At 61.2% G+C, this 25,632-nt stretch carries 25 protein-coding genes and 1 other RNA gene; 19 read left to right on the top strand and 7 right to left on the bottom strand.

From position 1 onward, the window contains the following. Positions 1 to 6: 6 nt before the first annotated feature. Positions 7 to 966 carry an NAD(+) diphosphatase gene (nudC, locus tag EV561_RS29545; protein ID WP_132527225.1) on the bottom strand — a complete coding sequence of 320 codons (960 nt, stop codon included), beginning with the start codon at positions 964 to 966 and terminating at the stop codon, positions 7 to 9. Next, positions 963 to 1,373 carry an HIT family protein gene (locus tag EV561_RS29540; protein WP_132527223.1) on the bottom strand — a complete coding sequence of 137 codons (411 nt, stop codon included), beginning with the start codon at positions 1,371 to 1,373 and terminating at the stop codon, positions 963 to 965. Before EV561_RS29540 ends, nudC begins: the two co-directional genes overlap by 4 nt. A 90-nt stretch (positions 1,374 to 1,463) precedes the next feature. On the opposite strand from EV561_RS29540, the gene ffs reads away from it, so the two are divergent. The 4 genes from ffs (at position 1,464) to EV561_RS29520 (ending at position 4,519) form a co-directional block, all read left to right on the top strand. After that, an RNA gene (gene ffs, locus EV561_RS29535) (signal recognition particle sRNA small type) lies at positions 1,464 to 1,560 on the top strand. Between the two features lie 50 nt (positions 1,561 to 1,610). After that, the gene (locus EV561_RS29530) at positions 1,611 to 3,512 is read left to right on the top strand and encodes a DNA polymerase III subunit gamma/tau (protein ID WP_132527221.1); all 1,902 of its coding nucleotides are present in this window, start codon (positions 1,611 to 1,613) and stop codon (positions 3,510 to 3,512) included. Between the two features lie 40 nt (positions 3,513 to 3,552). Next, positions 3,553 to 3,876: a YbaB/EbfC family nucleoid-associated protein gene (locus EV561_RS29525; RefSeq protein ID WP_132527219.1), complete on the top strand. Its 324-nt coding sequence runs from the start codon at positions 3,553 to 3,555 to the stop codon at positions 3,874 to 3,876. Positions 3,877 to 3,907: 31 nt separating this feature from the next. Beyond that, complete coding sequence (locus EV561_RS29520) at positions 3,908 to 4,519, top strand: LysE family translocator (protein WP_132527217.1); 612 nt, start codon at positions 3,908 to 3,910, stop codon at positions 4,517 to 4,519. Between the two features lie 11 nt (positions 4,520 to 4,530). Here the strand turns inward: EV561_RS29520 and EV561_RS29515 are convergent, their stop codons facing one another. Continuing rightward, a complete protein-coding gene (locus EV561_RS29515) occupies positions 4,531 to 5,157 on the bottom strand; it encodes an MOSC domain-containing protein (RefSeq protein WP_207910614.1) in 627 nt (208 codons plus the stop codon). Positions 5,158 to 5,214: 57 nt separating this feature from the next. Here EV561_RS29515 and recR point away from each other — a divergent pair, with 57 nt between their 5' ends. The 14 genes from recR to EV561_RS29445 all read left to right on the top strand — a co-directional run bounded on the left by recR (position 5,215) and on the right by EV561_RS29445 (position 21,458). Then, positions 5,215 to 5,820: a recombination mediator RecR gene (gene recR, locus EV561_RS29510; protein WP_132527213.1), complete on the top strand. Its 606-nt coding sequence runs from the start codon at positions 5,215 to 5,217 to the stop codon at positions 5,818 to 5,820. Between the two features lie 197 nt (positions 5,821 to 6,017). Continuing rightward, positions 6,018 to 7,280, top strand: coding sequence for a lytic murein transglycosylase (locus EV561_RS29505; RefSeq protein ID WP_132527211.1), 1,263 nt, complete (start codon positions 6,018 to 6,020; stop codon positions 7,278 to 7,280). Positions 7,281 to 7,430: 150 nt separating this feature from the next. Next, positions 7,431 to 8,042: a ribosome maturation factor RimP gene (gene rimP, locus EV561_RS29500; RefSeq protein WP_132527209.1), complete on the top strand. Its 612-nt coding sequence runs from the start codon at positions 7,431 to 7,433 to the stop codon at positions 8,040 to 8,042. A gap of 60 nt (positions 8,043 to 8,102) precedes the next feature. Then, complete coding sequence (gene nusA, locus EV561_RS29495; RefSeq protein ID WP_132527207.1) at positions 8,103 to 9,713, top strand: transcription termination factor NusA; 1,611 nt, start codon at positions 8,103 to 8,105, stop codon at positions 9,711 to 9,713. Then, positions 9,710 to 10,402, top strand: coding sequence for an RNA-binding protein (locus tag EV561_RS29490; RefSeq protein WP_132527205.1), 693 nt, complete (start codon positions 9,710 to 9,712; stop codon positions 10,400 to 10,402). Before nusA ends, EV561_RS29490 begins: the two co-directional genes overlap by 4 nt. 97 nt (positions 10,403 to 10,499) lie before the next feature. Next, positions 10,500 to 13,226 carry a translation initiation factor IF-2 gene (infB, locus tag EV561_RS29485; RefSeq protein ID WP_132527203.1) on the top strand — a complete coding sequence of 909 codons (2,727 nt, stop codon included), beginning with the start codon at positions 10,500 to 10,502 and terminating at the stop codon, positions 13,224 to 13,226. 109 nt (positions 13,227 to 13,335) lie between these two features. Beyond that, entirely contained in the window at positions 13,336 to 13,746 is a 411-nt protein-coding gene (gene rbfA, locus EV561_RS29480) for a 30S ribosome-binding factor RbfA (RefSeq protein ID WP_132527201.1), read from the top strand. Positions 13,747 to 13,759: 13 nt separating this feature from the next. After that, positions 13,760 to 14,689, top strand: a complete 930-nt coding sequence (gene truB / locus EV561_RS29475; RefSeq protein WP_132527199.1) for a tRNA pseudouridine(55) synthase TruB — start codon at positions 13,760 to 13,762, stop codon at positions 14,687 to 14,689. 135 nt (positions 14,690 to 14,824) lie between these two features. Then, positions 14,825 to 15,679 (top strand): alpha/beta hydrolase, encoded by an 855-nt coding sequence (locus tag EV561_RS29470; RefSeq protein WP_132527197.1) that lies wholly within the window; start codon positions 14,825 to 14,827, stop codon positions 15,677 to 15,679. A 148-nt stretch (positions 15,680 to 15,827) separates the two neighbouring features. After that, positions 15,828 to 16,097, top strand: a complete 270-nt coding sequence (gene rpsO, locus EV561_RS29465; RefSeq protein WP_132527195.1) for a 30S ribosomal protein S15 — start codon at positions 15,828 to 15,830, stop codon at positions 16,095 to 16,097. Between the two features lie 326 nt (positions 16,098 to 16,423). Further along, a complete protein-coding gene (gene pnp, locus EV561_RS29460; protein WP_132527193.1) occupies positions 16,424 to 18,562 on the top strand; it encodes a polyribonucleotide nucleotidyltransferase in 2,139 nt (712 codons plus the stop codon). A gap of 184 nt (positions 18,563 to 18,746) precedes the next feature. Continuing rightward, entirely contained in the window at positions 18,747 to 19,763 is a 1,017-nt protein-coding gene (locus EV561_RS29455) for a class I SAM-dependent methyltransferase (protein WP_132527191.1), read from the top strand. A 123-nt stretch (positions 19,764 to 19,886) separates the two neighbouring features. Next, entirely contained in the window at positions 19,887 to 20,957 is a 1,071-nt protein-coding gene (locus EV561_RS29450; RefSeq protein ID WP_132527189.1) for an AraC family transcriptional regulator, read from the top strand. A gap of 243 nt (positions 20,958 to 21,200) precedes the next feature. Beyond that, complete coding sequence (locus tag EV561_RS29445) at positions 21,201 to 21,458, top strand: helix-turn-helix transcriptional regulator (protein WP_165927954.1); 258 nt, start codon at positions 21,201 to 21,203, stop codon at positions 21,456 to 21,458. A 129-nt stretch (positions 21,459 to 21,587) separates the two neighbouring features. On the opposite strand, the gene fabI is transcribed toward EV561_RS29445, so the two are convergent. The 3 genes from fabI to fabA all read right to left on the bottom strand — a co-directional run bounded on the left by fabI (position 21,588) and on the right by fabA (position 24,213). Then, the gene (gene fabI, locus EV561_RS29440; protein ID WP_132527185.1) at positions 21,588 to 22,394 is read right to left on the bottom strand and encodes an enoyl-ACP reductase FabI; all 807 of its coding nucleotides are present in this window, start codon (positions 22,392 to 22,394) and stop codon (positions 21,588 to 21,590) included. A gap of 4 nt (positions 22,395 to 22,398) precedes the next feature. Then, the gene (fabB, locus tag EV561_RS29435; RefSeq protein WP_132527183.1) at positions 22,399 to 23,631 is read right to left on the bottom strand and encodes a beta-ketoacyl-ACP synthase I; all 1,233 of its coding nucleotides are present in this window, start codon (positions 23,629 to 23,631) and stop codon (positions 22,399 to 22,401) included. A 66-nt stretch (positions 23,632 to 23,697) separates the two neighbouring features. Continuing rightward, on the bottom strand, positions 23,698 to 24,213 hold the full coding sequence (gene fabA, locus EV561_RS29430; protein ID WP_132527181.1) for a 3-hydroxyacyl-[acyl-carrier-protein] dehydratase FabA: 516 nt from the start codon (positions 24,211 to 24,213) through the stop codon (positions 23,698 to 23,700). 300 nt (positions 24,214 to 24,513) lie between these two features. On the opposite strand from fabA, the gene irrA reads away from it, so the two are divergent. Then, positions 24,514 to 24,930 carry an iron response transcriptional regulator IrrA gene (irrA, locus tag EV561_RS29425; protein ID WP_132527179.1) on the top strand — a complete coding sequence of 139 codons (417 nt, stop codon included), beginning with the start codon at positions 24,514 to 24,516 and terminating at the stop codon, positions 24,928 to 24,930. Positions 24,931 to 24,981: 51 nt separating this feature from the next. Here the strand turns inward: irrA and EV561_RS29420 are convergent, their stop codons facing one another. Further along, positions 24,982 to 25,617: a trimeric intracellular cation channel family protein gene (locus EV561_RS29420; protein ID WP_132527177.1), complete on the bottom strand. Its 636-nt coding sequence runs from the start codon at positions 25,615 to 25,617 to the stop codon at positions 24,982 to 24,984. Between the last annotated feature and the right edge of the window lie 15 nt (positions 25,618 to 25,632).

Genomic DNA, 25,632 nt, shown 5'->3' with positions numbered 1-25,632 from the left:
TGGGGCCTATCGCTTCCATTCCACCCAGTCGCGCATCAGGCGATGGGCGATTGCGCCCTTGGGCGGAGAAGTATTGCCCGATGGCGCGACGCGATCCAGCATGGCGAGCGTCTCTTCCCGCGTAAACCAGCGGCAATCATCGAGTTCGGCGCCATCCATATGGATATCGGTCGATTTCGCTTCGGCATAGCAACCGATCATCAGGGAATGCGGCATCGGCCAGGGCTGCGAGGCATGGTAGCGGACGCGCCCGATATGGATGCCTGACTCCTCGAAGGTTTCGCGACGTACGGCATTCTCGATCGTCTCCCCGGGCTCGAGGAAACCGGCAAGGCACGAATACATGCCCGGCGCGAAATGATGGCTGCGGCCCAGAAGGCAGAGCCCCCGCTCCTCGTCCACTGTCAGCATGATGACAACAGGATCCGTGCGCGGGAAGATCGTGTGCTCGCAGGCAGTGCAGACGCGCTTGTAACCGCCGATCTTGCTTTCCATGGTCGACCCGCAGCGGCCGCAGAAGCGGTTGTCGGCATTCCAGCGGATGAGGCTCATGCCTTGGGCGGCCTCTCCGAGGATTTCGCCTTCCAGCAGCAGTTCGCGCCAGAGCGCCCGCATGTCGGCGGGTTTGTACTGGCTGGCGAGATCGTCGGCGGCAACGCGAACCGGCACGGCAAGCCGCGGTTCGCCGGTCTTGCGATAGCCGAGCAGAACCGTGGCATCCCAATCCGGATCGAGTTCCTTCAGCTCGTAGCGGGCAAACAGCGGATCAAGCACCTGGCCGTCATGCTTCAGCACCAGCTTGTCATTGGCAAAGGCAAGGATATGGGTGCCTTCCTTGGCGAGCGCCTTGTCGACCGATTCCTCGTCGCGATGCTCTGCCTGGCGATCAAGCTGGTTTTCGGCAAAGGCGGTCAGAAGGCTGGCCTCGGGATGGGGCGCATCTGACGAAAAAATGGAATGATTCATGGTGAAATGGCTTCCCGCAATTTGGCTATGAAGGCGTTCATGTCTTCGTCCGAATAGGGTTCCGCCTTGCCGTAGCCCCAGACGGGTCCCGGCCAGTTCGGATCGCCTTCGAAGCGCGCAATCACATGAACATGAAGCTGACGGACGATATTGCCAAGAGCCCCGACATTGATTTTTACCGCGCCCGTCGCCGTCTTCAACGCTGCGGCAACCTTATCCGTCTCGAATGTCAGCAGCACCCGGTCAAGCGGGGTCAGTTCGAAAACCTCCGAAATTCCGGGCCGACGCGGAACGATAACCAGCCACGGCCAGCGGCGATCCCTAAGAAGCCGCACTTCGCAAAGGCCCGTCGTTGCGACCGGAATGGTGTCATTGGCAAGGCGTTCATCGAGAACGAATTCGTGCAATTGGGTAATCCTCCAGTGTTTTCATGATATTTAGCAGTTTTTTTTGGTGTTGGCTTGCTTTTGATGGCGATATTGCCGATATGTGCGGCGGGAGGTTGGTGGTGGACGAGCCACTCGCCAACCGGGTCAGGTCCGGAAGGAAGCAGCCCTAACGAGCCCGGCACGGGTCATCGTGCCAGCCTCCCACCCTTTTCCAGCACAATGCCCGGCTGCGTCAGGGCAAGACCAAGCAGGGCGATGAACGACACCGAGCCAAAAGCACCAGATGCCGCCCCGACGGGCACCGGCTACCGGGTGCTGGCCCGCAAGTACCGCCCCAAGGACTTCACGGACCTGATGGTCGGCCAAGAGCCGATGGTCCGTACGCTGACCAACGCCTTCGAGACCGGGCGCATCGCGCAGGCCTATATGCTGACCGGGGTTCGCGGCGTCGGGAAGACGACGACGGCGCGCATTCTCGCCCGCGCACTCAACTACAAGACGGCTGAAATCAACAAGCCGACGATCGACCTTCGCATCCCCGGCGACCATTGCCAGGCGATCATGGAAGGCCGGCATGTCGACGTCATCGAAATGGACGCTGCCTCGCATACAGGCATCGACGATATAAGAGAGATCATCGAGCAGGTTCGCTACCGTCCGGTTTCGGCGCGCTACAAGGTCTATATCATCGACGAAGTGCACATGCTCTCGACGCAGGCTTTCAACGGCCTGTTGAAGACGCTCGAAGAGCCGCCGGAACATGTGAAATTCATCTTCGCCACGACGGAAATCCGCAAGGTTCCGATCACGGTCCTGTCGCGCTGCCAGCGCTTCGACCTGCGCCGCATCAGCGCGTCGGATCTCGTCGGCCTGTTCACGACAATCGCTTCCAAGGAAGGCATCACGGCCGAGCCGGACGCGCTCGCCATGATCGCCCGCGCTGCGGAAGGGTCGGCGCGCGACGGGCTGTCGCTGCTCGATCAGGCGATCGCCCATGGCAGCGGCGTGGTCGAGGCGGATGCGGTGCGCGGCATGCTCGGCCTTGCAGACCGCGCCCGGATCGTCGATCTGTTCCAGCATATCGTCAAAGGCGATGTGGCGGCCGCCCTTGCGGAATTCAACAGCCAGTATGAGGCCGGCGCCAATCCCGTCGTCGTGCTGACCGATCTTGCCGATTTCACCCATCTCGTTACTCGCCTGAAATATGTACCCGATGCCGCCGACGATCCGTCGCTCAGCGAGGTCGAGCGGACGAAGGCGGCCGAATTCGGGCAAGGGGTGGCGGTGACGACGCTTTCGCGCATCTGGCAGATGCTACTCAAGGGCATCCCCGAGACCGAAAATGCTGCGCGCACGGCGGGTGCTGCCGAAATGGTGCTCATTCGTCTTGCCCATGCCGCCCATCTGCCGGCACCCGAAGAGGCGGCGCGCCGGCTTGCGGAATTTTCAGGCGATGCCGGCAATGGCAATGGCGCTCGTCCCTCGCCTGCCCCGTCCTCCGGTAATGGTTCAGGCGCGGGTTCCGGCACGCCCGTTGCCTATCAGGCAGGCATTGCTGCGCGAGCGACCGAAACGGTGCCTAACGCACGCCCGACGCCGCAGCCGGCACCAACCGCCATGCTGCGCGCAGTTCCGAATACCCAGCCTGACGCAACGCCGGTCGGACGCATCGAGACGAAGCCGGCCGAGGCGCCGAAACCTCTCGTTCCCGTTAATTCGATCGCCGATATCGTCGAACTCGCTGCGCAGAAGCGCGACGCCAAGATCAAGGCCCTGGTGCGCACCTTCGTGCGACCCGTGAAGCTCGAGCCAGGCCGCCTCGACGTCAATCTGACGGAGGGCGCACCGACCACGCTGCTCGGCGAACTGTCTGTCAAACTCAGGGAATGGACCGGCATCCACTGGATCGTCAGCCTCAGCCGCGAGGAAGGCGAGCCGACCATGGTCGAGGCCGAGGCGCAGGCGCAGCAGCAGCGTGTGCTCGACGCGCGGCAGGACCCCGATGTCGCCGCGATCCTCTCGCAGTTTCCCGGCGCCAAGATCATCGACGTGCGCGTGCGCGCGCCGGAGCCCGAGGAAGAGGAGCAGGCGGCACCGCCGGCTGCTGCCGAATCCGAAGAAGGCGATATCCTGCCGGGCGACGACATAGAATTCTGACATAACCGACTGAACCAGACACAAGAGAAGGACCGAGACGATGCGCGACATCATGGGCATGATGGGCAAGGTCAAGGAAATGCAGGCCAAGATGGAGACGATGCAGGCAGAGATCGCCGCGCTCACCGTCGAAGGCAAGTCCGGCGGCGGCCTCGTTACGGCAACGATGAACGGCAAGGGCGAGCTGCTCGGCCTGAAGATCGATCCGTCGCTTTTCAAGGAGGACGACGTCGAAATCCTCGAGGACCTCGTCGTCGCCGCCCATAAGGACGCGAAGGAAAAGGCCGAAGCCGTGGCTGCGGAAAAGACCAAGGCGCTGACCGCCGGCCTGCCGATCCCGCCCGGCTTCAAGCTGCCGTTCTAAGATCGGGCACTAGCTATACCGGGAGGATAGGATGAGCCTGACGACTTTGCTGGTTTTTGCCGGCGCGCTCTTCGTGGCCGCCGGATCGCCGGGGCCGAGCATTGCGGCGCTGGTTGCGCGCGTGTTGAGCAAGGGCACGCGCGATGTGCTGCCGTTTCTCGCCGCCATGTGGATCGGCGAGGCTGTTTGGCTGACCTGCGCGGTCGCGGGACTTTCGGCTGTAGCCGAAACCTTCCACTTCGCCTTCGTCGCCATCAAGTGGATCGGCGTCTGCTACCTGCTCTATCTTGCCTGGAAAATGTGGTTTGCCCCGGCGGCCTCCGCCGAGGAGGCCCTGCCCGATGTACAGTCGCCGGCCCGCCTGTTCCTTGCCGGGCTGACGGTCACGATGGGCAATCCTAAGATCATGATGTTTTACGTGGCGCTGCTGCCGTCGATCATCGACATTCACGCCGTGACCATCGTCGGCTGGGCCGAATTGGTGGCGACGATGTTTGCGGTGCTGATCTCGATCGATCTTGCCTGGGCACTGCTTGCGGCCAAGGCACGCGGTTTCCTGAAAAGCCGCCGCGCCGTGCGAATCGCCAACCGCGCCAGCGCCGGCACGATGGCGGGCGCGGCAGTTGCCATCGCGATGCATTGAGCTCATCGGGTTTAGGCCGGATCGGATTGCGATTCCAGCATGGCCCTGAGCTTGTGGTGAATGGGGGCCGCCAGATAGCGCGCGCGGTCTTCTTGCGTCAATCTGCGGCCGAAGGTCTCCATCAGTTCGGGCATGGTCACCTTTTCGCCCGCATAGGGAATGTATTCGACCGGAGTGCCGGACGAGACATAAGCAACGCTCAGAACGCGACAATAAATGCCTGGACGCCCAGCCTCAGTGTAGCGCTTCACGAATCCCTTATCGCCCATCTTGGCGGCGAAGGTCGCGCAGGGAATACGGGCCGAAGTGACTTCGAGAACAAGATCGCCGGCTATGAAACGATCACCGACCGAGACGAGCCTGTTATCCAGGCCTTCGATCACTATATTTTCGCCGAAGGCGCCGGATTCGATGGATCGGCCGAGTTCAGTCACCCACCAGTCGAGCGTGATCGAACCCTCGACATAGACGGCCTGATCGACGCCGCCGTGATGCTTGCGATTGCAGATGGCGTCGCCCAACAAGCCCTCGGCATCGACGAGCACCGCACCATGGATGGGATGCTTGTAAATGCCGGTCTTGTAGCTCTTGCCGAGCAGCTTTTCGGCATTGCCCGTGCACACGGCCAGAATTTTCATGAGCCAGGCATTCCTTCCGCGATTCCGTTTTTCCAGCATATGAGATAAAAGCCGCCTATGGCAAAGCGAGTCACCGGCCCCGAAATCGAAAAACTCATCCAGCTTCTGGCGAAAGTGCCGGGGCTCGGGCCACGCTCGGCCCGACGCGCGGCGCTGCATCTGATCAAGAAGAAGGACCAGCTTCTCGGCCCGCTCTCCCACGCGATGGGCGAAGCCTACGACAAGGTGAAGATCTGCTCGCGCTGCGGCAATGTCGACACGATCGACCCCTGCACCGTCTGCACCGACGACCGGCGCGACCAGTCCGTCATCATCGTGGTCGAGGACGTCTCCGATCTCTGGGCGCTCGAACGCGCCGGCGCGATGAACGCGGCCTATCACGTTCTCGGCGGCGTGCTCTCGCCGCTCGACGGCGTCGGGCCTGACGATCTCAACATTCGCGGGCTGATCGACCGGGTCGGCGAAGGCGGCGTGCGCGAGATCATCATCGCCGTCAACGCGACGGTCGAGGGACAAACCACAGCACACTATATAACCGACCAGCTTTCGGGGCTGGAAGTGAAGATCACCCGGCTGGCGCATGGCGTTCCCGTCGGCGGCGAGCTCGACTATCTCGACGAGGGAACGCTGACGGCCGCGCTTCGGGCGCGAACGGCGATTTGAGGGGGTGGAGGATGCGGAATATTGCCCGGTTCGCTTTGCCGCAGCCCGCCCCCCTCTGCCCTGCCGGGCATCTCCCCCACAAGGGGGGAGATCGGCAAGAGGTTAGCTCTCCACTTCATCGTTGGCGTCGCCTAACTTCCTTTCTCAAACGACAAGAGGGACGCAGCCGCGATTCAATCTCCCCCCTTGCGGGGGAGATGTCCGGCAGGACAGAGGGGGGTGTCGCCCGCTATGCGCTGGCGATCCTGCTGGCATGCGCCACAGCATCGCCCTCCCTCGCCGCCCCTTCGCAGGCAGCCGTCGAATCCCAATTCGAAAACTGGCTCCAGACCGATCTCTGGCCGGAAGCGAAAAAGGACGGCATATCGGAAAGCACGTTCAAGGCCGCATTCTCGGGCATCCAGCTCGACTGGACGCTGAACGACCTGGCGCCGCCCGGCTTTCCACCGGCGAAGGAACAGAAGCAGACGCAGGCCGAGTTTTCTTCCCCCGCGCCATATTTCAACGAAGGCCGATTGCAGCGCCTGGCGACGACGGGCCGCGGCTTTGCCTCGCAATATGCCTCGACGCTGAAACGGATCGAGAAGACCTATGGCGTGCCAGGCTCGATCGTGCTGGCGATCTGGGGCCGCGAGACAGGGTTCGGCGCGGCCAAGATGCCGGAATCGGCGATCCAGGTGCTGGCGACCAAAGCCTTCATGTCGACGCGGAAAGATATGTTCCGCAACGAGCTGATCGCCGCATTGCGCATTCTCGAACATGGCGACGTGACGCCTGACCAGTTCAAGGGATCTTCGGCGGGCGCGCTCGGCCAGCCGCAATTCATGCCGACCAGCTATTTCCAATATGCGGTCGATTTAGATGGCGACGGTCATCGCAATATCTGGACTTCAGTGCCGGATACGCTGGCCTCGATCGCAAATTATCTGGTCAAGAAAGGCTGGCAGCGGGATCGGGGTTGGGGTTATGAGGTCACCATTCCGATCGACGTGTCCTGCGCGCAGGAGGGGCCGGATCTCGCCAAGCCGATCGCCCGCTGGGCAGGCGTCGGGATCACCCGCATTTCGGGCAAGCCCTTCCCGTCGGATGAACTCAAGGCATCGGGTATGATGCTGGTTCCGGCCGGCCGCGACGGGCCGGAATTCATCGTCACGCCCAATTTCTATGTCATCAAGGAATATAACAACTCCGATCTCTATGCGCTTTATGTCGGCAATCTGGCTGACCGGATCGCAAACGGATCGGGCGCATTCCAGGGTCCATGGGGCGATGTCGGCAAGATGCTGCGTTCGGATGTTGCCTCTATGCAGAAGACTTTGGAGAAGAAGGGTTATGATGTCGGCGGCACGGACGGACTGCCCGGCTACAAGACACGCCGCTCGATCGGCCAGTGGCAGGAAAAGACCGGCATGAAGCCGACCTGCTATCCCGACAGCTCGATGCTGGGCACGCTGAAATAGCCAAAGCTGGACCCGAGCTTGCAATTTGACGGAAACCGGCATATATCGGCTTCAAATTCTTGATCGTGTGATGAAGAGTGGGCCGCAAGGACCCGCTCTTTTTTATTACCGCGATCACCGATGCATACCTATATGCGAGGAGCGCACCGCTTGTCGGATTTGACAAACGCAAACGATATCAACGAACCGCGGCTGATCACCGAGACCGGCCTTGACCAGCGTCTTGCCGCCATCATCGAGCCGGTCCTGCTCGGCATGGACTACCGCCTCGTCCGCGTCCGGCTCTTGAACCAGAACGGCGCAACGCTGCAGATCATGGCGGAGCGCGCCGATGGCAGCATGAACGTCCAGGACTGTGAAGCGGTCTCCACGGCGGTTTCTCCTGTCCTCGATGTGGAAGATCCCATCGATAAGGCGTATCATCTGGAAGTGTCGTCGCCCGGCATCGATCGTCCGATGGTGCGCAAGTCGGACTTTACGCGCTGGCAGAGCCACCTGATCAAGTGCGAGACCTCGATCCTGGTGGACAATCGCAAGCGCTTCCGCGGCAAGATCACCGACGTGACCGAAGATGGTTTTACGATCGAGCGCGACCAGGTCGCCTATGGCGAAGAGCCGAGGGTGACCATTCCGTTCAGCACGCTGGCCGATGCCAAGCTTATCCTGACGGACGACCTCATTCGTGATGCGCTGCGCGCCGACAAGCTGGCGAAAGCCGAGGCAGCGAACCAGAACGACGAAGTCGAAGAAGACGAAGAATAACCGATCAACGAACCGCCCGACGAAACGGGAACACGGGCAGGAAGACGGAGACTAAAGACAATGGCAGTCAGTGCGAACCGGCTTGAACTTCTGCAGATCGCAGATGCAGTGGCGCGCGAAAAGGTCATCGACCGCGAGATCGTGCTTGCCGCAATGGCGGATGCGATCCAGAAGGCCGCGCGCTCCCGCTACGGCACGGAATCGAACATCCGCGCCGACATCAACCCGAAGACCGGCGAAATCCGCCTGCAGCGCCTGCTCGAAGTCGTCGAGAAGGCCGAAGACTATTCCACGCAGATTCCGCTGGAGCTTGCCCGCGACCGCAATCCGGACGCAGCACTTGGCGACTTCATCGCCGATCCGCTGCCGCCGATGGATTTCGGCCGTATCGCCGCCCAGTCGGCCAAGCAGGTCATCGTGCAGAAGGTGCGTGAAGCCGAACGCGACCGCCAGTTCGACGAATTCAAGGATCGCGTCGGCGAAATCGTCAACGGCACCGTCAAGCGTGTCGAATACGGCAACGTCATTGTCGATCTCGGCCGTGGCGAAGGCATCATCCGCCGCGACGAAATGATCCCGCGCGAGAACTTCCGCTATGGCGACCGCGTCCGCGCCTTCGTCTACGACGTCCGCCGCGAGCAGCGCGGCCCGCAGATCTTCCTGTCGCGCACGCATCCGCAGTTCATGGTGAAGCTCTTCACCATGGAAGTGCCCGAAATCTATGACGGCATCATCCAGGTGAAGTCGGTTGCCCGTGATCCGGGTTCGCGCGCCAAGATCGCCGTCATCTCGAACGACTCGTCGATCGATCCGGTCGGCGCCTGCGTCGGTATGCGCGGTTCGCGCGTCCAGGCCGTCGTCGGTGAGCTTCAGGGCGAGAAGATCGACATCATTCCGTGGAGCCAGGATCCGGCGACCTTCGTCGTCAACGCCCTGCAGCCGGCCGAAGTCGCCAAGGTCGTTCTCGATGAGGATGCGGAACGCATCGAAGTCGTCGTTCCGGACGAGCAGCTTTCGCTCGCCATCGGCCGTCGCGGCCAGAACGTCCGTCTCGCCTCGCAGCTGACCGGCTGGGATATCGACATCATGACGGAAGCCGAGGAATCGGAACGCCGTCAGAAGGAATTCAACGAGCGCACCAACCTGTTCATGGACGCGCTCGACGTCGACGAAATGGTCGGCCAGGTTCTGGCTTCCGAAGGCTTCGCAGCCGTCGAGGAACTGGCCTATGTCGATCTCGACGAAATTTCCTCGATCGATGGCTTCGATGAAGACACCGCGCAGGAAATCCAAACCCGCGCCCGCGAATTCCTTGAAAAGCTCGAAGCCGAAATGGACGAGAAGCGCAAGGCGCTCGGCGTTTCCGACGAGCTGCGCCAGATCAACGGCATGACCTCGCAGATGATGGTCGCGCTCGGTGAAGACGGCATCAAGACGATCGAAGACTTCGCCGGCTGTGCAGCCGACGATCTCGTCGGCTGGTCGGAACGCAAGAACGGCGAGACAAAGAAGTTCGAAGGCCTGTTCTCCAAGCTCGAGATTTCGCGCGTCGAGGCTGAGCAGATGATCGTGCAGGCCCGTCTCCTGGCCGGCTGGATCACCGAAGACGATCTCGCTGTCGAGGCTGAAGGCGAAGAGCCCGCCGAGGCTGAGGCCGAGCAGGAAGCATGATGGCCGAACTCAAGCCGGACGCCGGGACCGAAGACGATGGTCCCGCTGGCGACGGTACGAACGGCCGCATGTGCATTGTGACAAGAGAAAGCGGATCGCCGGATGAGCTGATACGCTTTGTCGCCGCTCCCGACGGGACAGTCGTTCCCGATCTGAAGCGGCAGCTGCCGGGTCGCGGTTGCTGGGTGAAGCCCGAACGCGCAACCGTCGACAAGGCAGTGGCGAAGAGGCTTTTCTCCCGCGCCCTGAAAGCGGAGGTGACGGCGTCCGACGATCTGGGCGCCCGAGTCGACCGTCTGCTTTCGGCGGATTTGACGGGCATGATGAACATGGCGCGCAAGGCGGGCCAGTTCGTCACCGGCTCGTCGAAAGTCGATGCCGCGATCAGGAGCGGAGCAGCGCTTGCTGTCTTCCACGCAACTGACGCGGCGGACGACGGCGTTAGAAAAATCGACCAGGCCCGCAAGGCCTGGCATCTCGGAATGGAGACCGAGAGCGAAATACCTTCTTTCCGTCTCTTCTCGGAGGCGGAAATGGAGGCACTGATGGGCCAGAACACTTTTATCCATGCCGCAGCGCTTGCAGGGCAGGCGGGTGAGGGTGTAGTGAAGCGCGCAAACCTGCTCGAACGGTACCGCAACGGCGGTCAGTCCCGGGCAACGGGCGGCGCTGGCCGGCGAAAACAATGACGCGGTCACCGGCCCATGCCGGACGCCTCATTAAGGTACATGTATTGAACGACAGGGTCTGATGGACGTCATCCGGCCCTCGTCCGAAGGGAACGGAATGACCGACAACAATGACGACAAGACACTGAGCGTAGCGGGTAAGAAGACCCTCACCCTGAAACCGTCAGGCGTGAACCAGGGCACCGTGCGCCAGGATATGGGTCGCGGTCGCACCAAGGCGGTCGTGGTCGAAACACGTAAACGCCGCCCTCTACGTCCTGAAGATGAAAAGCCAGTTGTGACGGCGGCAGCGCCAGCTTCCGTGACGCGCATTGCTGAACCCACCCCGCAGCCGCCGCGCCCGCCGCAGCCGGCTCCGCGCATCCACCAGCCCGGTGGCCAGCAGCAGCATCGCCCGCAGCAACAGAACCAGGGTGGCCAGCCGCAGCGGCCCAACCAGGACCGGCAGTCGCGTCCCGTGGTGCTCAACCATCTCTCCGCCGGAGAAATGGACGCGCGCCGTCGTGCGCTCGCCGAAGCCCAGGCTCGTGACGCTGCCGATGCAGTTCGCCGCGCCGAAGAAGAAGCCCGCCGCAAGGTAGAGGAAGAACAGCGCCGTGCCGAAGAGGCCGCCGAGGCTGCACGTCGCGCCGCGGAAGAGGCTGCTCGCGTTCCCGAGCCGGTCGTCGAGGAAGTCAAGGCCGCGCCGGCACCCGCTCCGGTTGAGGCCAAGGCACCCGAAGCGCCGCGCCCGGTTCCGGTCGTGCGCCGACAGGAAGGAACAGCTCAGCCTACGCGTACCACGCCTGCGACCGAAGCCCCGGCCGTTCGCGGTCGCCGCAACGAGGAAGAGGATGATCGCGGCCCGGCACGCGGCGCTCCGGCACGCGGCAAGATCGTGCGTCCCGAACCGGCCAAGGCCCCGGCACGTCCGAAGACCGAAGACGAGCGCCGTCGCGGCAAGCTGACCGTGACGACGGCCAATGTCGATGGTGAGGACAATGCACGCGGTCGCTCGCTGTCCGCCATGCGTCGCCGGCAGGAGAAGTTCCGCCGCAGCCAGATGCAGGAAACGCGCGAAAAGGTCGTCCGCGAGGTTATCCTGCCGGAAACCATCACCATTCAGGAACTGTCGCAGCGCATGTCCGAACGCGCGGTCGACGTTATCAAGTACCTGATGAAGGAAGGCCAAATGATGAAGCCGGGCGACGTCATCGACGCCGACCTCGCAGAACTCATCGCCAGCGAATTCGGCCATACGGTCAAGCGCGTTTCGGAATCCGACGTCGAACTCGGTATCTTCAACGTGGCTGACGAGGGCGGCGATCAGGTATCGCGTCCGCCGGTCGTCACGATCATGGGCCACGTCGACCACGGCAAGACCTCGCTGCTCGATGCCATCCGCCATGCCAACGTGGTCTCCGGCGAAGCCGGTGGCATCACGCAGCATATCGGCGCCTATCAGGTCGAACAGAACGGTCAGAAGATCACCTTCATCGACACGCCAGGCCACGCTGCCTTTACGGCAATGCGTGCCCGCGGCGCGCAGGCGACTGACATCGCCGTTCTCGTGGTCGCGGCTGATGACAGCGTGATGCCGCAGACGATCGAATCGATCAACCACGCCAAGGCGGCCGGTGTTCCGATCATCGTGGCGATCAACAAGGTCGACAAGCACGAGGCCGATCCGCAAAAGGTGCGCACGCAGCTTCTGCAACACGAAGTTTTCGTGGAATCCATGGGCGGTGAAGTCCTCGACGTCGAAGTATCGGCAAAGACCGGCCTCGGCCTCGACAAGCTGCTCGAAGCCATCCTGCTGCAGGCGGAAATCCTTGATCTCAAGGCAAATCCGAACCGCACGGCGGAAGGTACCGTCATCGAAGCCCAGCTCGACCGCGGCCGCGGCGCCGTTGCGACTGTGCTCGTGCAGAAGGGTACGCTGCGTCCCGGCCAGATCATCGTTGTCGGCGACCAGTGGGGCCGTGTACGCGCGCTGATCAACGACAAGGGTGACCACGTCAAGGAAGCCAGCCCGGCGACCCCCGTTGAGGTTCTCGGACTTTCGGGCACTCCGGCTGCAGGCGACAAGTTTGCCGTGGTCGAGAACGAAAGCCGCGCACGCGAGATCTCGGAATATCGCCAGCGTCTCGCCCGCGACAAGGCCGCTGCCCGCCAGTCCGGCCAGCGCGGTTCACTGGAACAGATGATGACGCAGCTGCAGACCTCGGGCGTCAAGGAATTCCCGCTGGTCATCAAGGGCGACGTGCAGGGCTCGATCGAAGCCATTGCCGGCGCACTCGAAAAGCTGGGAACCGACGAAGTCCGGGCACGCATCGTGCATTCGGGCGCCGGCGGTATCACGGAATCGGATATCTCGCTCGCCGAAGCGTCGAACGCTGCCATCATCGGCTTCAACGTCCGTGCGAATGCGCAGACGCGCACCTTCGCAGAGCGCGAAGGCATCGAGATCCGCTACTACAACATCATCTACGACCTCGTGGATGACGTGAAGGCGGCAATGTCGGGCCTGCTCTCTCCGGAACGGCGCGAAACCTTCCTCGGCAATGCCGAGATCCTCGAGGTGTTCAACATCACGAAGGTCGGCAAGGTCGCAGGTTGCCGCGTCACCGAAGGCAAGGTCGAGCGTGGCGCAGGTGTCCGCCTCATCCGCGACAACGTCGTCATCCACGAAGGCAAGCTCAAGACGCTCAAGCGCTTCAAGGACGAAGTCTCGGAAGTGCCGGTCGGTCAGGAATGCGGCATGGCCTTCGAAAACTACGAAGACATCCGCGCCGGCGATACGATCGAGTGCTTCCGCGTGGAACACATCACGCGCACGCTCTGAGCGGATCGAGATTGAAATTCTGGACGGGCGCCGGATCAACCAGTCCGGCGCCCAATCCTTTTTGGCTGTAGGGGCCTTTTTGGCTGTAAGGCCTTTTGGAGTGTAAGAAATGGCCACAAGACCGACATCCTCAGCGCCGTCGCAGCGCATGCTGCGTGTTGGCGAACAGGTTCGAGCCGCCATCACGCAGGTTCTGCAGAGGGGCGAGGTGCGCGACGACGTTATCGAGGCAACCGTCATTTCGATCTCGGAGGTGCGCATGTCGCCCGACCTGAAGATCGCGACGGCCTATGTGACGCCGCTCGGCGTTTCCGACCACAGCGTCGTCATCGATGCGCTGAACCGCAACGCGAAATTCATCCGCGGCCGTCTCGGTCCGCAGCTTCGGCAGATGAAATACATGCCGGAAGTGCGCTTCCGCGACGACACGAGCTTCGACAATTACAAGAAGATCGATGCACTGCTGCGTTCGCCCGAGGTTCAGCGCGACCTCGACGACGGCAGCGACGAAGACCAATAATAGAAGAGACTTGATGTCCAAACCACGCAAACCCAAGGGCCGGCCGGTTTCCGGCTGGCTTATTCTCGACAAGCCGGTGGATTTCGGCTCGACCGAAGCCGTTTCCAAGATCAAGTGGCTGTTCAAGGCGCAGAAATGCGGCCATGCGGGCACGCTTGATCCGCTGGCATCCGGCATGCTGCCGATCGCTCTCGGCGACGCGACCAAAACCGTTCCTTACGTCATGGACGGCCGCAAGATCTATGAATTCTCCGTCGCCTGGGGCGAGGAGCGCGCGACGGACGACCTCGAAGGCGATGTGACGCAGTCCTCGGACAAGCGGCCGAGCGAAGAAGATATCCGCGCGCTGCTGCCGAAATATACCGGCGTCATCGAGCAGGTGCCGCCGCAGTTTTCGGCGATCAAGATTGCCGGCGAGCGCGCCTACGATCTGGCGCGCGAGGGCGAAACCGTCGAAATCCCCTCCCGCGAAGTGGAAGTCTTCCGCCTGACCATGCTCGGCGCGACGTCCAATCTCGCTCATTTCGAAATCGAGTGCGGCAAGGGCACCTATGTCCGCTCGATCGCTCGCGATCTCGGACGCGACCTCGGCTGCTTCGGACACATCGCCTCCCTGCGGCGCACCTTCGTTGCGCCCTTTGCCGAGGAGAGCATGGTGCCGCTCGCAAAACTCTTGGAGCTTGAGGCGATCGAGGACGCGGATGAGCGGCTTGCCGCCCTCGATGCTTTCCTGATCGACACCAGCGAGGCGCTGTCGTCGCTGCCGCATCTTGTCGTCACCGACGACCAGGCACACCGGCTGAAGATGGGCAATCCCATTCTCGTGCGTGGCCGCGACGCGCCGGTTGCCGAGAGCGAAGCCTATGCGACCGCACGCGGCAAGCTGATCGCAATCGGCGAGATCGGCGAAGGCGAGTTCCGGCCGAAGCGCGTCTTCGCCTAAGCCGGCAAGACTTAGGGCCCGAGCGGATATCAACCGGCTGCCCGCCTTGCGTCGCGGCCGGAACGCTCGGGTGATTGTCAATCGTCGATGGCGCCATATTCTCTGCAGATCACACGGTCCGACAGGAGGTAAATGATGCGCCGGATTATGCTTGCGACGATCGCTTTGTTTTCACTGATGGCAACGATATCAGCCGCCCGGTCTGCCGAGCGCTGGGCCGAGCTTCCGGCCTTTCCCTCCATGCCGACACCCAATGCCAGCGGCATGGCGCCGGTGAACGACATCAAGATGTACTATGCCGAGTATGGGCAGGGTGATCCGATCCTCTTCATCCATGGAGGCCTCGGCAATGCCGATGTCTGGGGCAACCAGATCAAGGATTTCGCCAGGGATCATCTGGTCATTGTCGCAGACAGCCGCGGCCATGGACGCTCGACCCGCAGCGAGCAACCCTTCGGCTACGATCTCATGACGTCCGATTACGTCGCCCTGCTGGATTATCTCAAGCTCGACAAGGTGACCCTGGTCGGCTGGTCCGATGGCGGCATCATCGGTATCGATATGGCGATGACCCATCCGGAAAAGCTGAAGCAGGTGGTTGCGCAGGCAGCCAACGTGACGACGGATGGCGTCAAATCGGACGTGATGAACAACGCGACGTTCAGCAACTACATCAATGTCGCCGGCGAGCAGTATAAGAAGCTCTCGCCGACGCCGACCGAGTATGATGCCTTCGTCAACCAGATCTCGGCCATGTGGGCGAGCCAGCCGGCATGGACGGCGTCCGATCTCTCAAAGATCACCGTTCCGGTGACGCTCGCCATCGGCGATCACGACGAAGCCGTCAAGCTCGACCATACAGAAATGATGGCGAAGGAGATACCGGGTGCCAAGCTGGTCATCCTCAAGGACGCGAGCCACTTTGCCATGCTTCAGGATCCGGAAGGCTATGACGCCATGATCCGGAACGCCATGTCGGGAAAGCAGTGAATCCGCTGCTTCGGGCTGCCCCTTCCCATTACGAGCTTAATAGTTTATAGGCAGCCCAGCATTTGGCATAGCCCTGTGCATTCGCGGCCAAGGCTGGACGACATCCCGGCTTCTGGCGACTTATCTCCTCTTATGAAAGGATTGTCCGATGTCGATCACTGCCGAGCGCAAGTCTGCGCTGATCAAGGAATACGCAACTGCCGAAGGCGACACCGGTTCTCCGGAAGTTCAGGTTGCGATCCTCACCGAGCGCATCAATAACCTGACCGAGCACTTCAAGGACCACAAGAAGGATAACCACTCCCGCCGTGGCCTCCTGACGCTCGTTTCCAGCCGCCGCTCGCTTCTTGACTACCTCAAGAAGAAGGACGAAGGCCGTTATACCAAGCTGATCAACAGCTTGAATATCCGCCGCTAATAGTTTTCCGGCGGGCGTTCCTGCGAACGCCCGCCGGTCGTCTATCCAGGGTTTGAAAACCCTATTAAGATGTCTCTGCTGCGCGCCCCTTCTCGGTGCGCCATGAGGCAAAATTGGCAGACCGGATGGGCCGGTCCCGCCAGAACCAACCGTTGACCTGTCATGGGGCAGGATTGCCGGATGCTTTCGGCCAGGGTTTCAAGCCTTGGTCAACGTTGCAAAGCCTCCCGTTGTCTTGCCCATGATGCGTCACATTGATTGCGGTCGACGTCGCGTTTCCCCTTGAAGGGCGAGGACGCGTCATCCCGCATTGAAGGACAAGACATATGTTTGACGTTCATACCGTGGAAATCGAGTGGGCAGGCCGCCCGCTCAAGCTGGAAACCGGCAAGATCGCCCGCCAGGCCGATGGCGCCGTGATGGCAACCTACGGCGAGACCGTGGTGCTCGCGACCGTCGTTTCGGCCAAGGCGCCGAAGCCGGGCCAGGACTTCTTCCCCCTCACCGTAAACTACCAGGAAAAGACCTACGCAGCCGGCAAGATCCCTGGCGGCTATTTCAAGCGCGAAGGCCGCCCGAGCGAGAACGAAACGCTGGTTTCGCGTCTGATCGACCGTCCGATCCGCCCGCTCTTCCCTGAAGGCTACAAGAACGACACGCAGGTCGTTGTAACCGTCATCCAGCACGATCTGGAAAACAACCCCGACATCCTGTCCATGGTTGCGACCTCGGCTGCCCTGACGCTTTCAGGCGTTCCCTTCATGGGCCCGGTCGGCGGCGCACGCGTCGGCTACATCAACGGCGAATACGTCCTCAACCCGCATCTCGACGAGATGGACGAGTCGGTTCTCGACCTCGTCGTTGCCGGCACGCACGATGCCGTTCTGATGGTTGAATCCGAAGCCAAGGAACTGCCGGAAGACGTCATGCTCGGCGCCGTCATGTTCGGCCACAAGGGCTTCCAGCCGGTTCTCGACGCGATCATCAAGCTCGCCGAAGTGGCTGCCAAGGAGCCGCGCGATTTCCAGCCGGAAGACTTTTCTGCGCTTGAGACTGAGATGCTCGGCATTGCCGAAGCCGAACTGCGCGAAGCCTACAAGATCACGCAGAAGGCCGACCGTTACGCCGCCGTCGACGCTGTCAAGGCAAAGGTGAAGGCCCACTTCCTGCCGGAAGAAGGCGAAGCCAAGTACACGGCCGAAGAAGTCGGCGCGATCTTCAAGCACCTGCAGGCGAAGATCGTTCGCTGGAACATCCTCGACACCAAGAGCCGTATTGACGGTCGCGATCTCGAAACCGTTCGTCCAATCGTCTCGGAAGTCGGCCTCCTGCCGCGCACTCACGGTTCGGCGCTGTTCACCCGCGGTGAAACACAGGCGATCGTTGTTGCCACGCTCGGCACCGGTGAAGACGAGCAGTTCGTCGACAGCCTGACGGGCATGTACAAGGAGCGCTTCCTGCTCCACTACAACTTCCCGCCCTACTCCGTTGGCGAAACCGGCCGCATGGGCTCCCCAGGCCGCCGCGAAATCGGTCACGGCAAGCTCGCATGGCGCGCGATCCGTCCGATGCTGCCGACGCCTGAGCAGTTCCCCTACACACTGCGCGTCGTCTCCGAAATCACCGAGTCGAACGGCTCGTCCTCGATGGCAACCGTCTGCGGCACCTCGCTGGCCCTGATGGACGCTGGCGTTCCGCTGGCCAAGCCGGTTGCCGGTATAGCCATGGGTCTGATCCTGGAAGGCGAGCGCTTCGCGGTTCTCTCCGACATTCTTGGTGATGAAGACCACCTCGGCGACATGGACTTCAAGGTCGCCGGCACCGCCGACGGCATCACCTCGCTGCAGATGGACATCAAGATCGCCGGTATCACCGAAGAGATCATGAAGGTCGCTCTCGGCCAGGCCAAGGGCGGTCGTGCCCACATTCTCGGCGAAATGTCCAAGGCGATCACCGAAAGCCGTGGCCAGCTCGGCGAATTCGCTCCGCGCATCGAAGTCATGAACATCCCGGTCGACAAGATCCGTGAAGTCATCGGCTCCGGCGGCAAGGTCATCCGCGAAATCGTCGAAAAGACCGGCGCGAAGATCAACATCGAGGACGACGGCACGGTCAAGATCGCTTCTTCTTCCGGCAAGGAAATCGAAGCGGCCCGCAAGTGGATCCACTCGATCGTTGCAGAGCCGGAAATCGGCCAGATCTACGAAGGTACTGTCGTCAAGACCGCCGACTTCGGTGCCTTCGTCAACTTCTTCGGCGCCCGCGACGGCCTCGTCCATATCTCGCAGCTCGCGTCCGAGCGTGTTGCGAAGACCCAGGACGTGGTCAAGGAAGGCCAGAAGGTCTGGGTCAAGCTGCTCGGCTTCGACGAGCGCGGCAAGGTCCGTCTTTCCATGAAGGTCGTCGACCAGGCCACCGGCCAGGAAATCCCGGCCGACAAGAAGAAGGACGAAGCGGCCGAATAAGCCGCGCCTTCATCGCATCCACAGGGCGCGGAATGATTTTCCGCGCCCTTTTTCTATCCGCTTTCCGCTAGGGCATCTCCGCTTTTCCTCGAATCGCGGAAGCGCTCTATCTCCTTGATTTGACGCAATTCCGGACGCAAAACCGTGCTACACTTTTGCTGGAATTGCCTTAGGGAATCCGCCCATGAGCCGCGACGCATTGAAAACCCTCCTCCATCCCTTCGCATCCGGCACGGTCGCCACGCCCGGCGAGGGCGAGCGCATCCTCTTTCTCGGTGCCGAAACGGGCTTTGCCCTGCCCAACGGCTTTACAGCAAGCCTTTCGGCGGTCCAAGATTTCCGGCCGCTCTATCGGCAGTTGCAGGCGCAGCGCATCAACGCGACACCGGAAATCGAAGGCGAGGATTTCGATGGCGCGCTGGTGCTCTGCACCAAGCACAAGGGCGAGAACGAGGGGCATATCGCCGAGGCGGTCGCCCGCGTTAAGGCAGGCGGCCTGATCGTCGTCGCGGGCGGCAAGGAAGACGGCATACAGCCGCTGCGCAAGCGCGTGGAGAGCCTGGGCGCCGATATCGAGCACATGCCGAAATATCACGGCGTCGCCTTCTGGTTCAGCCGTCCTGCCGATGCTTCCGCCCTGCTCTCCGCGCTTCGCAAGTCGGCGGTACGCGTCGAGGATCGGTTTACGGCATCGGCCGGAATGTTTTCGCACGACCGCATCGATGCCGGCTCCGAACTGCTGGCATCGCGCCTGCCGACGGATTTTACCGGCGACGCTGCCGATTTCGGCGCAGCCTGGGGATATCTCTCCGTTGAGCTGGCGACACGCTCGCCGCGCCTCGGGCGTCTCGACCTTTATGAGGCCAGCCACGCAGCCCTGGAAGCCGCCAAGGCGAACATGGCGGAGAACTGCCCCGATATCGCCGTGCGCTTCTTCTGGCACGATCTGGCGGCCGAGCCGGTCAAGGACAAGTACGATCTCATCATCATGAATCCGCCCTTCCACGAGGGCCACGCGGCGGAACCCTCGCTTGGTCAGGCGATGATCAAGACGGCAGCGGCGGCCCTGCGTGGCGGCGGCCGGCTCATGCTGGTGGCCAATCGCGGCCTGCCCTATGAACCCGTGCTTTTGGCGCATTTCAAGGAGAGCGGCGAGACCTGCCGGAACGCCCGCTACAAGGTGCTCTGGGCGCGCAAGTAGGCCGCCCGGCACGGCAGATGCCTCTCCTCAGCGGCTATCCTCAGAGAAAATCCGCTCGACAAGAGGAAGGAACTACATTTATCTTCCGGCGACGAATGCTTTACACTTGGCGCCAGAGATTAAATGTCTAATCAAACGGTGAGTGATGAGCTTACGGCGGTCGCCGGCGTTGGTTCGGCCATCGCGCGGCATGCCTTGTCCTATGGAATCGATATCGAGCCCATCTGCAAGGCTCTGGATATCGATCCCATCGACCTGCAAAGCCTGACGGCCCGTCTCAGCCTCGATCGGCTCTGCCGCCTTCTGGAAGCCTGCACGCTACTGACCAATGACGAGGCCTTCGGGCTGAAAAGCGCTCCGATCTTCGTCCTCGGCTCCAGCGGCGCTTACGGATATGGCGTCATGGCTGCGCCTACGGTTCGTCATCTGGTCCAATTCTTCAGCGATCACATGCCCTACGTCTCGCAGACGAGTTATTGCAGGCTGGAATTCAACGATGCGGAGGCGGTGGTCTCCTGGAGCTTTTCGCCGCTGATCGTCAAGCGCGACCAGTATGTGGACATGATGATCGCTCTGCACATGCGCCATTTCAGGCGCATGCTCGGCGACGATGCGGACGCCGTCACGATCGGCCTCGAACGTCCTAGGCCGAAAAATCCGGCCATTTTCCGCGAGCGGCTCTCGCGGCACGTCAGTTTCAACATGCGCCTCAACAGCATACGCTTTCCCAATCGCATCCTCGACAAAGCGAATGCCAATGGCGACGAGAACCTGTTCAAGCTGATGGATATGCAGTGCCGCACCCTCGCCTCGGACGAGGCGATGGACGAGGAGTTCCTCGAGCAGGTTCGTCGATATATCCGCAAACGGATCGGCGAGCCGGTGCTGGCGCTGAGCGTGATCGCGACCTATTTCGGATTATCGGAGCGGACGTTTCAACGGCGGCTCGCGGATGTCGGCATGACGCTGAACGACGTCCGCGACGAAGAACGGCGGCACCTCAGCCTGACATTGCTGACGCAAAGCGACCTTTCGATCTCGGCCATCTGCTATCGCCTCGGATATTCGGCGCCGAGTGCCTTTACCCGCTCCGTGCATCGTTGGTTCGGCGTATCGCCCAAGAATCTTCGAAACGGCACCAATGAGGCGACGGAAGTTGAGCCTAAGGACGAACTCTTGCGGCAGCGGCCTTGACAAGGGTCGCAAAATTGTTGAGATTTTTGCAATTCCTGCTCGTTATTCATACTTAAATTTGCGCTTTCGCGCCAAAGGTTAAGATTTTGGCGCCTGCCGTTAAAGACAATCGGCGAAGACTAATATATTTGGCGCCTCACGAAATAGGGAATGCCAAACGCCTTTTCGGCGACACACGAGGGATGTGGGCCTAGTCCACTCCAGCCAGTTCCTCCATTGATCCTCTCATACAAAGAAACGTCCATGTCGGTGATAATCGAGGTGGGTGGATCGGCCGTGTCCGCGCCGTATCTCTCACCCTGCGAAAAAACGTGTCTGCTCATGATTGCGGAAGGGCAAACGCTTGCCGAGATCGGCCTGGCGCTGGATTTGCGCGAATCCGAGGTTGAAAGCGTGCTTTCGGCTGCGGGGGAAAAACTGGGCGCACATAGCAGACTACATGCCATCAGCCTTGCGATGCTGAAAGGCCACCTGGACTACGAGAACGCAAAGCCGGATTAAGCTGGTAAGGCCATGACGGCCTGCTCCAGCGGCGGACCATTCCGGTTCTTGGGGAGACTGACGCGGATTGAATGAGGTCGATCCGCGTCAGTTGTATTTTAAGCCTTTTTGTTTTTTAGGCCAGGGGCCTTACTCTACATCCGCCTTTGTCAACGCTTCGAGCGTCGGCATGGAGGTGATGTTATAGCCTGCATCGACATGGTGGATTTCACCGGTCACACCAGCCGAAAAGTCCGAAAGCAGGTAAAGCGCCGAGCTGCCGACATGGTCGATGGTGACCGTCTTGCGCAGCGGTGCATTGCGCTGGTTCCACGACAGGATCGCGCGTGCATCGGAAATGCCGGCGCCTGCGAGCGTGCGGATCGGGCCTGCGGAGATCGCATTGACGCGAATGCCGCGCGGACCGTAATCGGCCGCCAGATAGCGTACGGACGCTTCCAGCGCCGCCTTGGCCACACCCATCACGTTGTAGTTCGGGATGACGCGCGACGAGCCATTGTAGGTCAGCGTCAGCATGCTGCCGCCGTCTTCCATGAGGCTGGCCGCCCGCTTGGCGATCTCGGTAAAGGAGAAGCAGGAAATGACCATGGTACGCGTGAAATTCTCGCGCGTCGTGTTGGCGTAGAGGCCCTTCAGCTCGTTCTTGTCGGAAAAGCCGATCGCGTGGACCATGAAATCGATCTTGCCCCAGCGCGTCCGCAATTCCTCGATGACGGTATCGACGGATGCGATGTCCTCGACATCGCAAGGAAGAAGAAAATCCGAACCGACTTCGGCTGCGAGCGGCTTCACCCGCTTGCCGAGTGCTTCGCCCTGATAGGTGAAAGCGAGTTCCGCGCCCTCAGCTGCGAGCGCCTTTGAAATGCCCCAGGCTATGGAATGATTGTTTGCGACGCCCATGATGAGGCCGCGCTTACCCTGCATTATTCCCGTCATTGGTTTATCCGTTATAGCGCTGGAAAACGAGCGTGGCGTTGGTGCCGCCGAAGCCGAAGGAGTTGGAAAGAACGGTGTCCATCTTTGCGTTGTCGATGCGCTTGCGCACGATCGGAACGCCTTCGAACTCTGGATCGAGATTGACGATATGAGCGCTTTCGCCAATGAAGCGCTCCTGCATCATCAAGATCGAGTAGATCGATTCCTGAACACCCGCTGCCCCCAGCGAATGGCCCGTCAGCGACTTGGTCGACTGAATATGCGGGATCTTTTCTGCGAAGACTTCTCTGATGGCACCGATCTCCTTGCTGTCGCCAACGGGCGTCGAGGTTCCGTGCGTATTGATGTAGTCGATATCGGTCTTAACAGTTGCAAGCGCCTGGCGCATGCAACGAATGGCGCCCTCGCCCGAGGGAGCGACCATGTCGTAACCGTCGGACGTTGCGCCATAACCGACGATTTCGGCATAGATCTTGGCGCCGCGTGCCTTGGCATGCTCCAGTTCTTCCAGAACGAGAACGCCAGCGCCGCCTGCGATCACGAAACCATCGCGGTCCACGTCATAGGCACGCGACGCGGTATCCGGCGTCGAATTGTACTTGGAGGACATGGCGCCCATGGCGTCGAAGAGGTTCGACATGGTCCAGTCGAGATCCTCGTGGCCGCCAGCGAACATGATGTCCTGCTTGCCCCACTGGATCATTTCAGCAGCATTGCCGATGCAGTGCGCCGAGGTCGAGCAGGCAGACGAGATCGAATAGTTCACGCCGTGGATCTTAAACCAGGTGGCAAGCGTCGCCGACGCCGTCGACGACATGGCCTTCGGCACGGCGAAGGGGCCGATACGCTTCGGGCTGCTGTTCTTGATGGTAATCTCGGCCGCCTCGATCAGGGTACGGGTCGAGGGACCGCCGGAGCCCATAATGATGCCGGTGCGCTCGTTTGCGCTGTAGTCCTTTTCCTCAAGACCGGAATCGGCGAGCGCCTGCTTCATGGCGACGTGGTTCCAGGCGCCGCCCTGTGACAGGAAGCGCATGGCGCGCCGGTCAACCAGCTCGGCCAGCTCCGCAGAACCAAGCTTGGGACTGCCCCAGACCTGGCACTTGAACCCGTGTTCCGCAAAGTCGGAGGAAAAAGAAATGCCGGACTTGGCTTCGCGCAGCGAGGCGGTGACTTCGGCGGCATCGTTCCCGATCGAGGAGACAACGCCCAGACCTGTGACAACTACCCGTCTCATTTTGTTTAACCTTTTCCTTGGTTATCGTCTTTTAAAGCGCCGGACGATCCGGTCGTCCGGCAGCGATCAGGCTGCCTTTTCCTGGAAAAGACCGACGCGAAGGTCGCTCGCCTTGTAGATTTCCTCACCATCGGCCTTCATCCAGCCATCGGCAATGCCGAGAACGAGACGGCCGCGCATCACGCGCTTGAAGTCGATGCCGTATTCGACAAGCTTCGTCTTCGGCGTGACCATGCCGGTGAATTTCACCTCGCCGGTCGAGATAGCGCGGCCCTTGCCGGGTTCGCCAAGCCAACCGAGGAAGAAGCCGGTCAACTGCCACATGGCGTCGAGGCCGAGGCAGCCGGGCATGACGGGATCGCCGAGGAAATGGCAAGGGAAGAACCACAGATCGGGCGTGATATCGAATTCGGCGCGGATAAAGCCCTTGCCATGCGGCCCACCATCTTCAGAAACCTGCGTGATGCGATTGAACATCAGCATCGGCGGGAGCGGCAACTGGGCATTTCCCGGACCAAACAACTCGCCGCGACCGCAGCTCAGGATTTCCTCGTAGTTGAAGCTCGATGGTTTTGTCGTCATAAAATTCCATTTCCCCCGCTGAACGCCGATGGACAAGTGAAGCTTTAGTGCAAGATCGACAGAAAATGAAGTCTAAGCACAGGCTACTCCATTTGACCGACCGACTGGACACGCATCACCAATATGTGGTGGTCGCATACAGTAAGGCCAAGGCCGCTGCCAGTAGTAAAAGCGCCAAAACCCCGATTTTGCGGTACTTTACCGCGCCCTGTCCTCACTGCCGCTATTGAAAGCCGTTGGCGTAAAAGTTATATGGCTAAATGAATAATTGTATCGAAGTCAGAAATCCGGAGCTTCCGAATGGCGGCTGAAGCCAATATCGCGATAGAGACCAGGCTGCGTAGCGCCGGCCTGAGGCCGACCCGACAGCGTGTCGCGCTCGGCGATCTGCTCTTTGCGAAGGGTGACCGGCATCTGACCGTCGAGGAATTGCACGAGGAGGCTGTTGCCGCCGGCGTGCCTGTTTCACTCGCCACCGTCTATAATACGCTGCACCAGTTCACCGAGGCGGGCCTTATCCGGGTTCTCGCCGTCGAAAGTGCCAAGACCTACTTCGATACCAACGTCTCGGATCATCATCACTTCTTCGTGGAAGGCCACAACGAGGTGCTGGATATCCCCCTCAACAACCTGACCATCGACAATCTGCCAGAGCCGCCAACGGGCATGGAAATCGCCCATGTCGATGTTGTCATTCGCCTGCGCCGCAAGCGCTGAGCCCCGCTTTCCCATATTGAGATAGCCTGCCCTGCTTGAGATCCCCAGGCGTTACATGACGTCGTCTGGATGCCTGCCGGGCCGCGCCTTGTAGCTGGGGAAAGTCCAGCCGAACCATAGCGCGCCGCCACGAACGGCAAAGGCGGCAGCGACGCCGAGCGCCGAGCTGCCATAAAGCGGCAGGAACGTCGCGTTTGCCGCAACGAAAACGCAAGCACCGACAAGAGCCGCCGTCACATAGATCTCGGGCCGCAGCAGGACCGAAGGTTCATTCGCAAGCAGATCGCGCAATATGCCGCCGAAGGTCGCCGTCAGCGCGCCCGTCACGATGGCGATCGTCGGCGAGCCTGTGGCCGCAAGGCCCTTTGCAGCGCCCATCACGCAATAGGCCGAGAGCCCGATCGCATCGAGCCAGATCAGCAGGCGGTAGCGTGATTCAAACAGATGCGCCGTGAAAAACACGATCACGCCTGCGACCACGCAAACGAGGATATAGGTCGGATTAAGAACCCAGAAGACCGGTACGCGACCCAACACCAGATCGCGCAGCGTGCCGCCACCGATACCGGTCACGGCGGCGAGGAAGAGGAAACCGATGAGGTCGAGTTCCTTGCGCGACGCCGACAGGGCACCGGTCGCGGCGAAAACGGCAACGCCGGCGTAGTCAAGAAAAGCAAGAAGCGACATGAAGCACTCCGGGGA

The sequence above is a fragment of the Rhizobium sp. BK376 genome (assembly GCF_004341625.1).
Taxonomy (GTDB): Bacteria; Pseudomonadota; Alphaproteobacteria; order Rhizobiales; family Rhizobiaceae; genus Rhizobium.
This window is presented reverse-complemented; position numbering and strand designations above follow the sequence as displayed.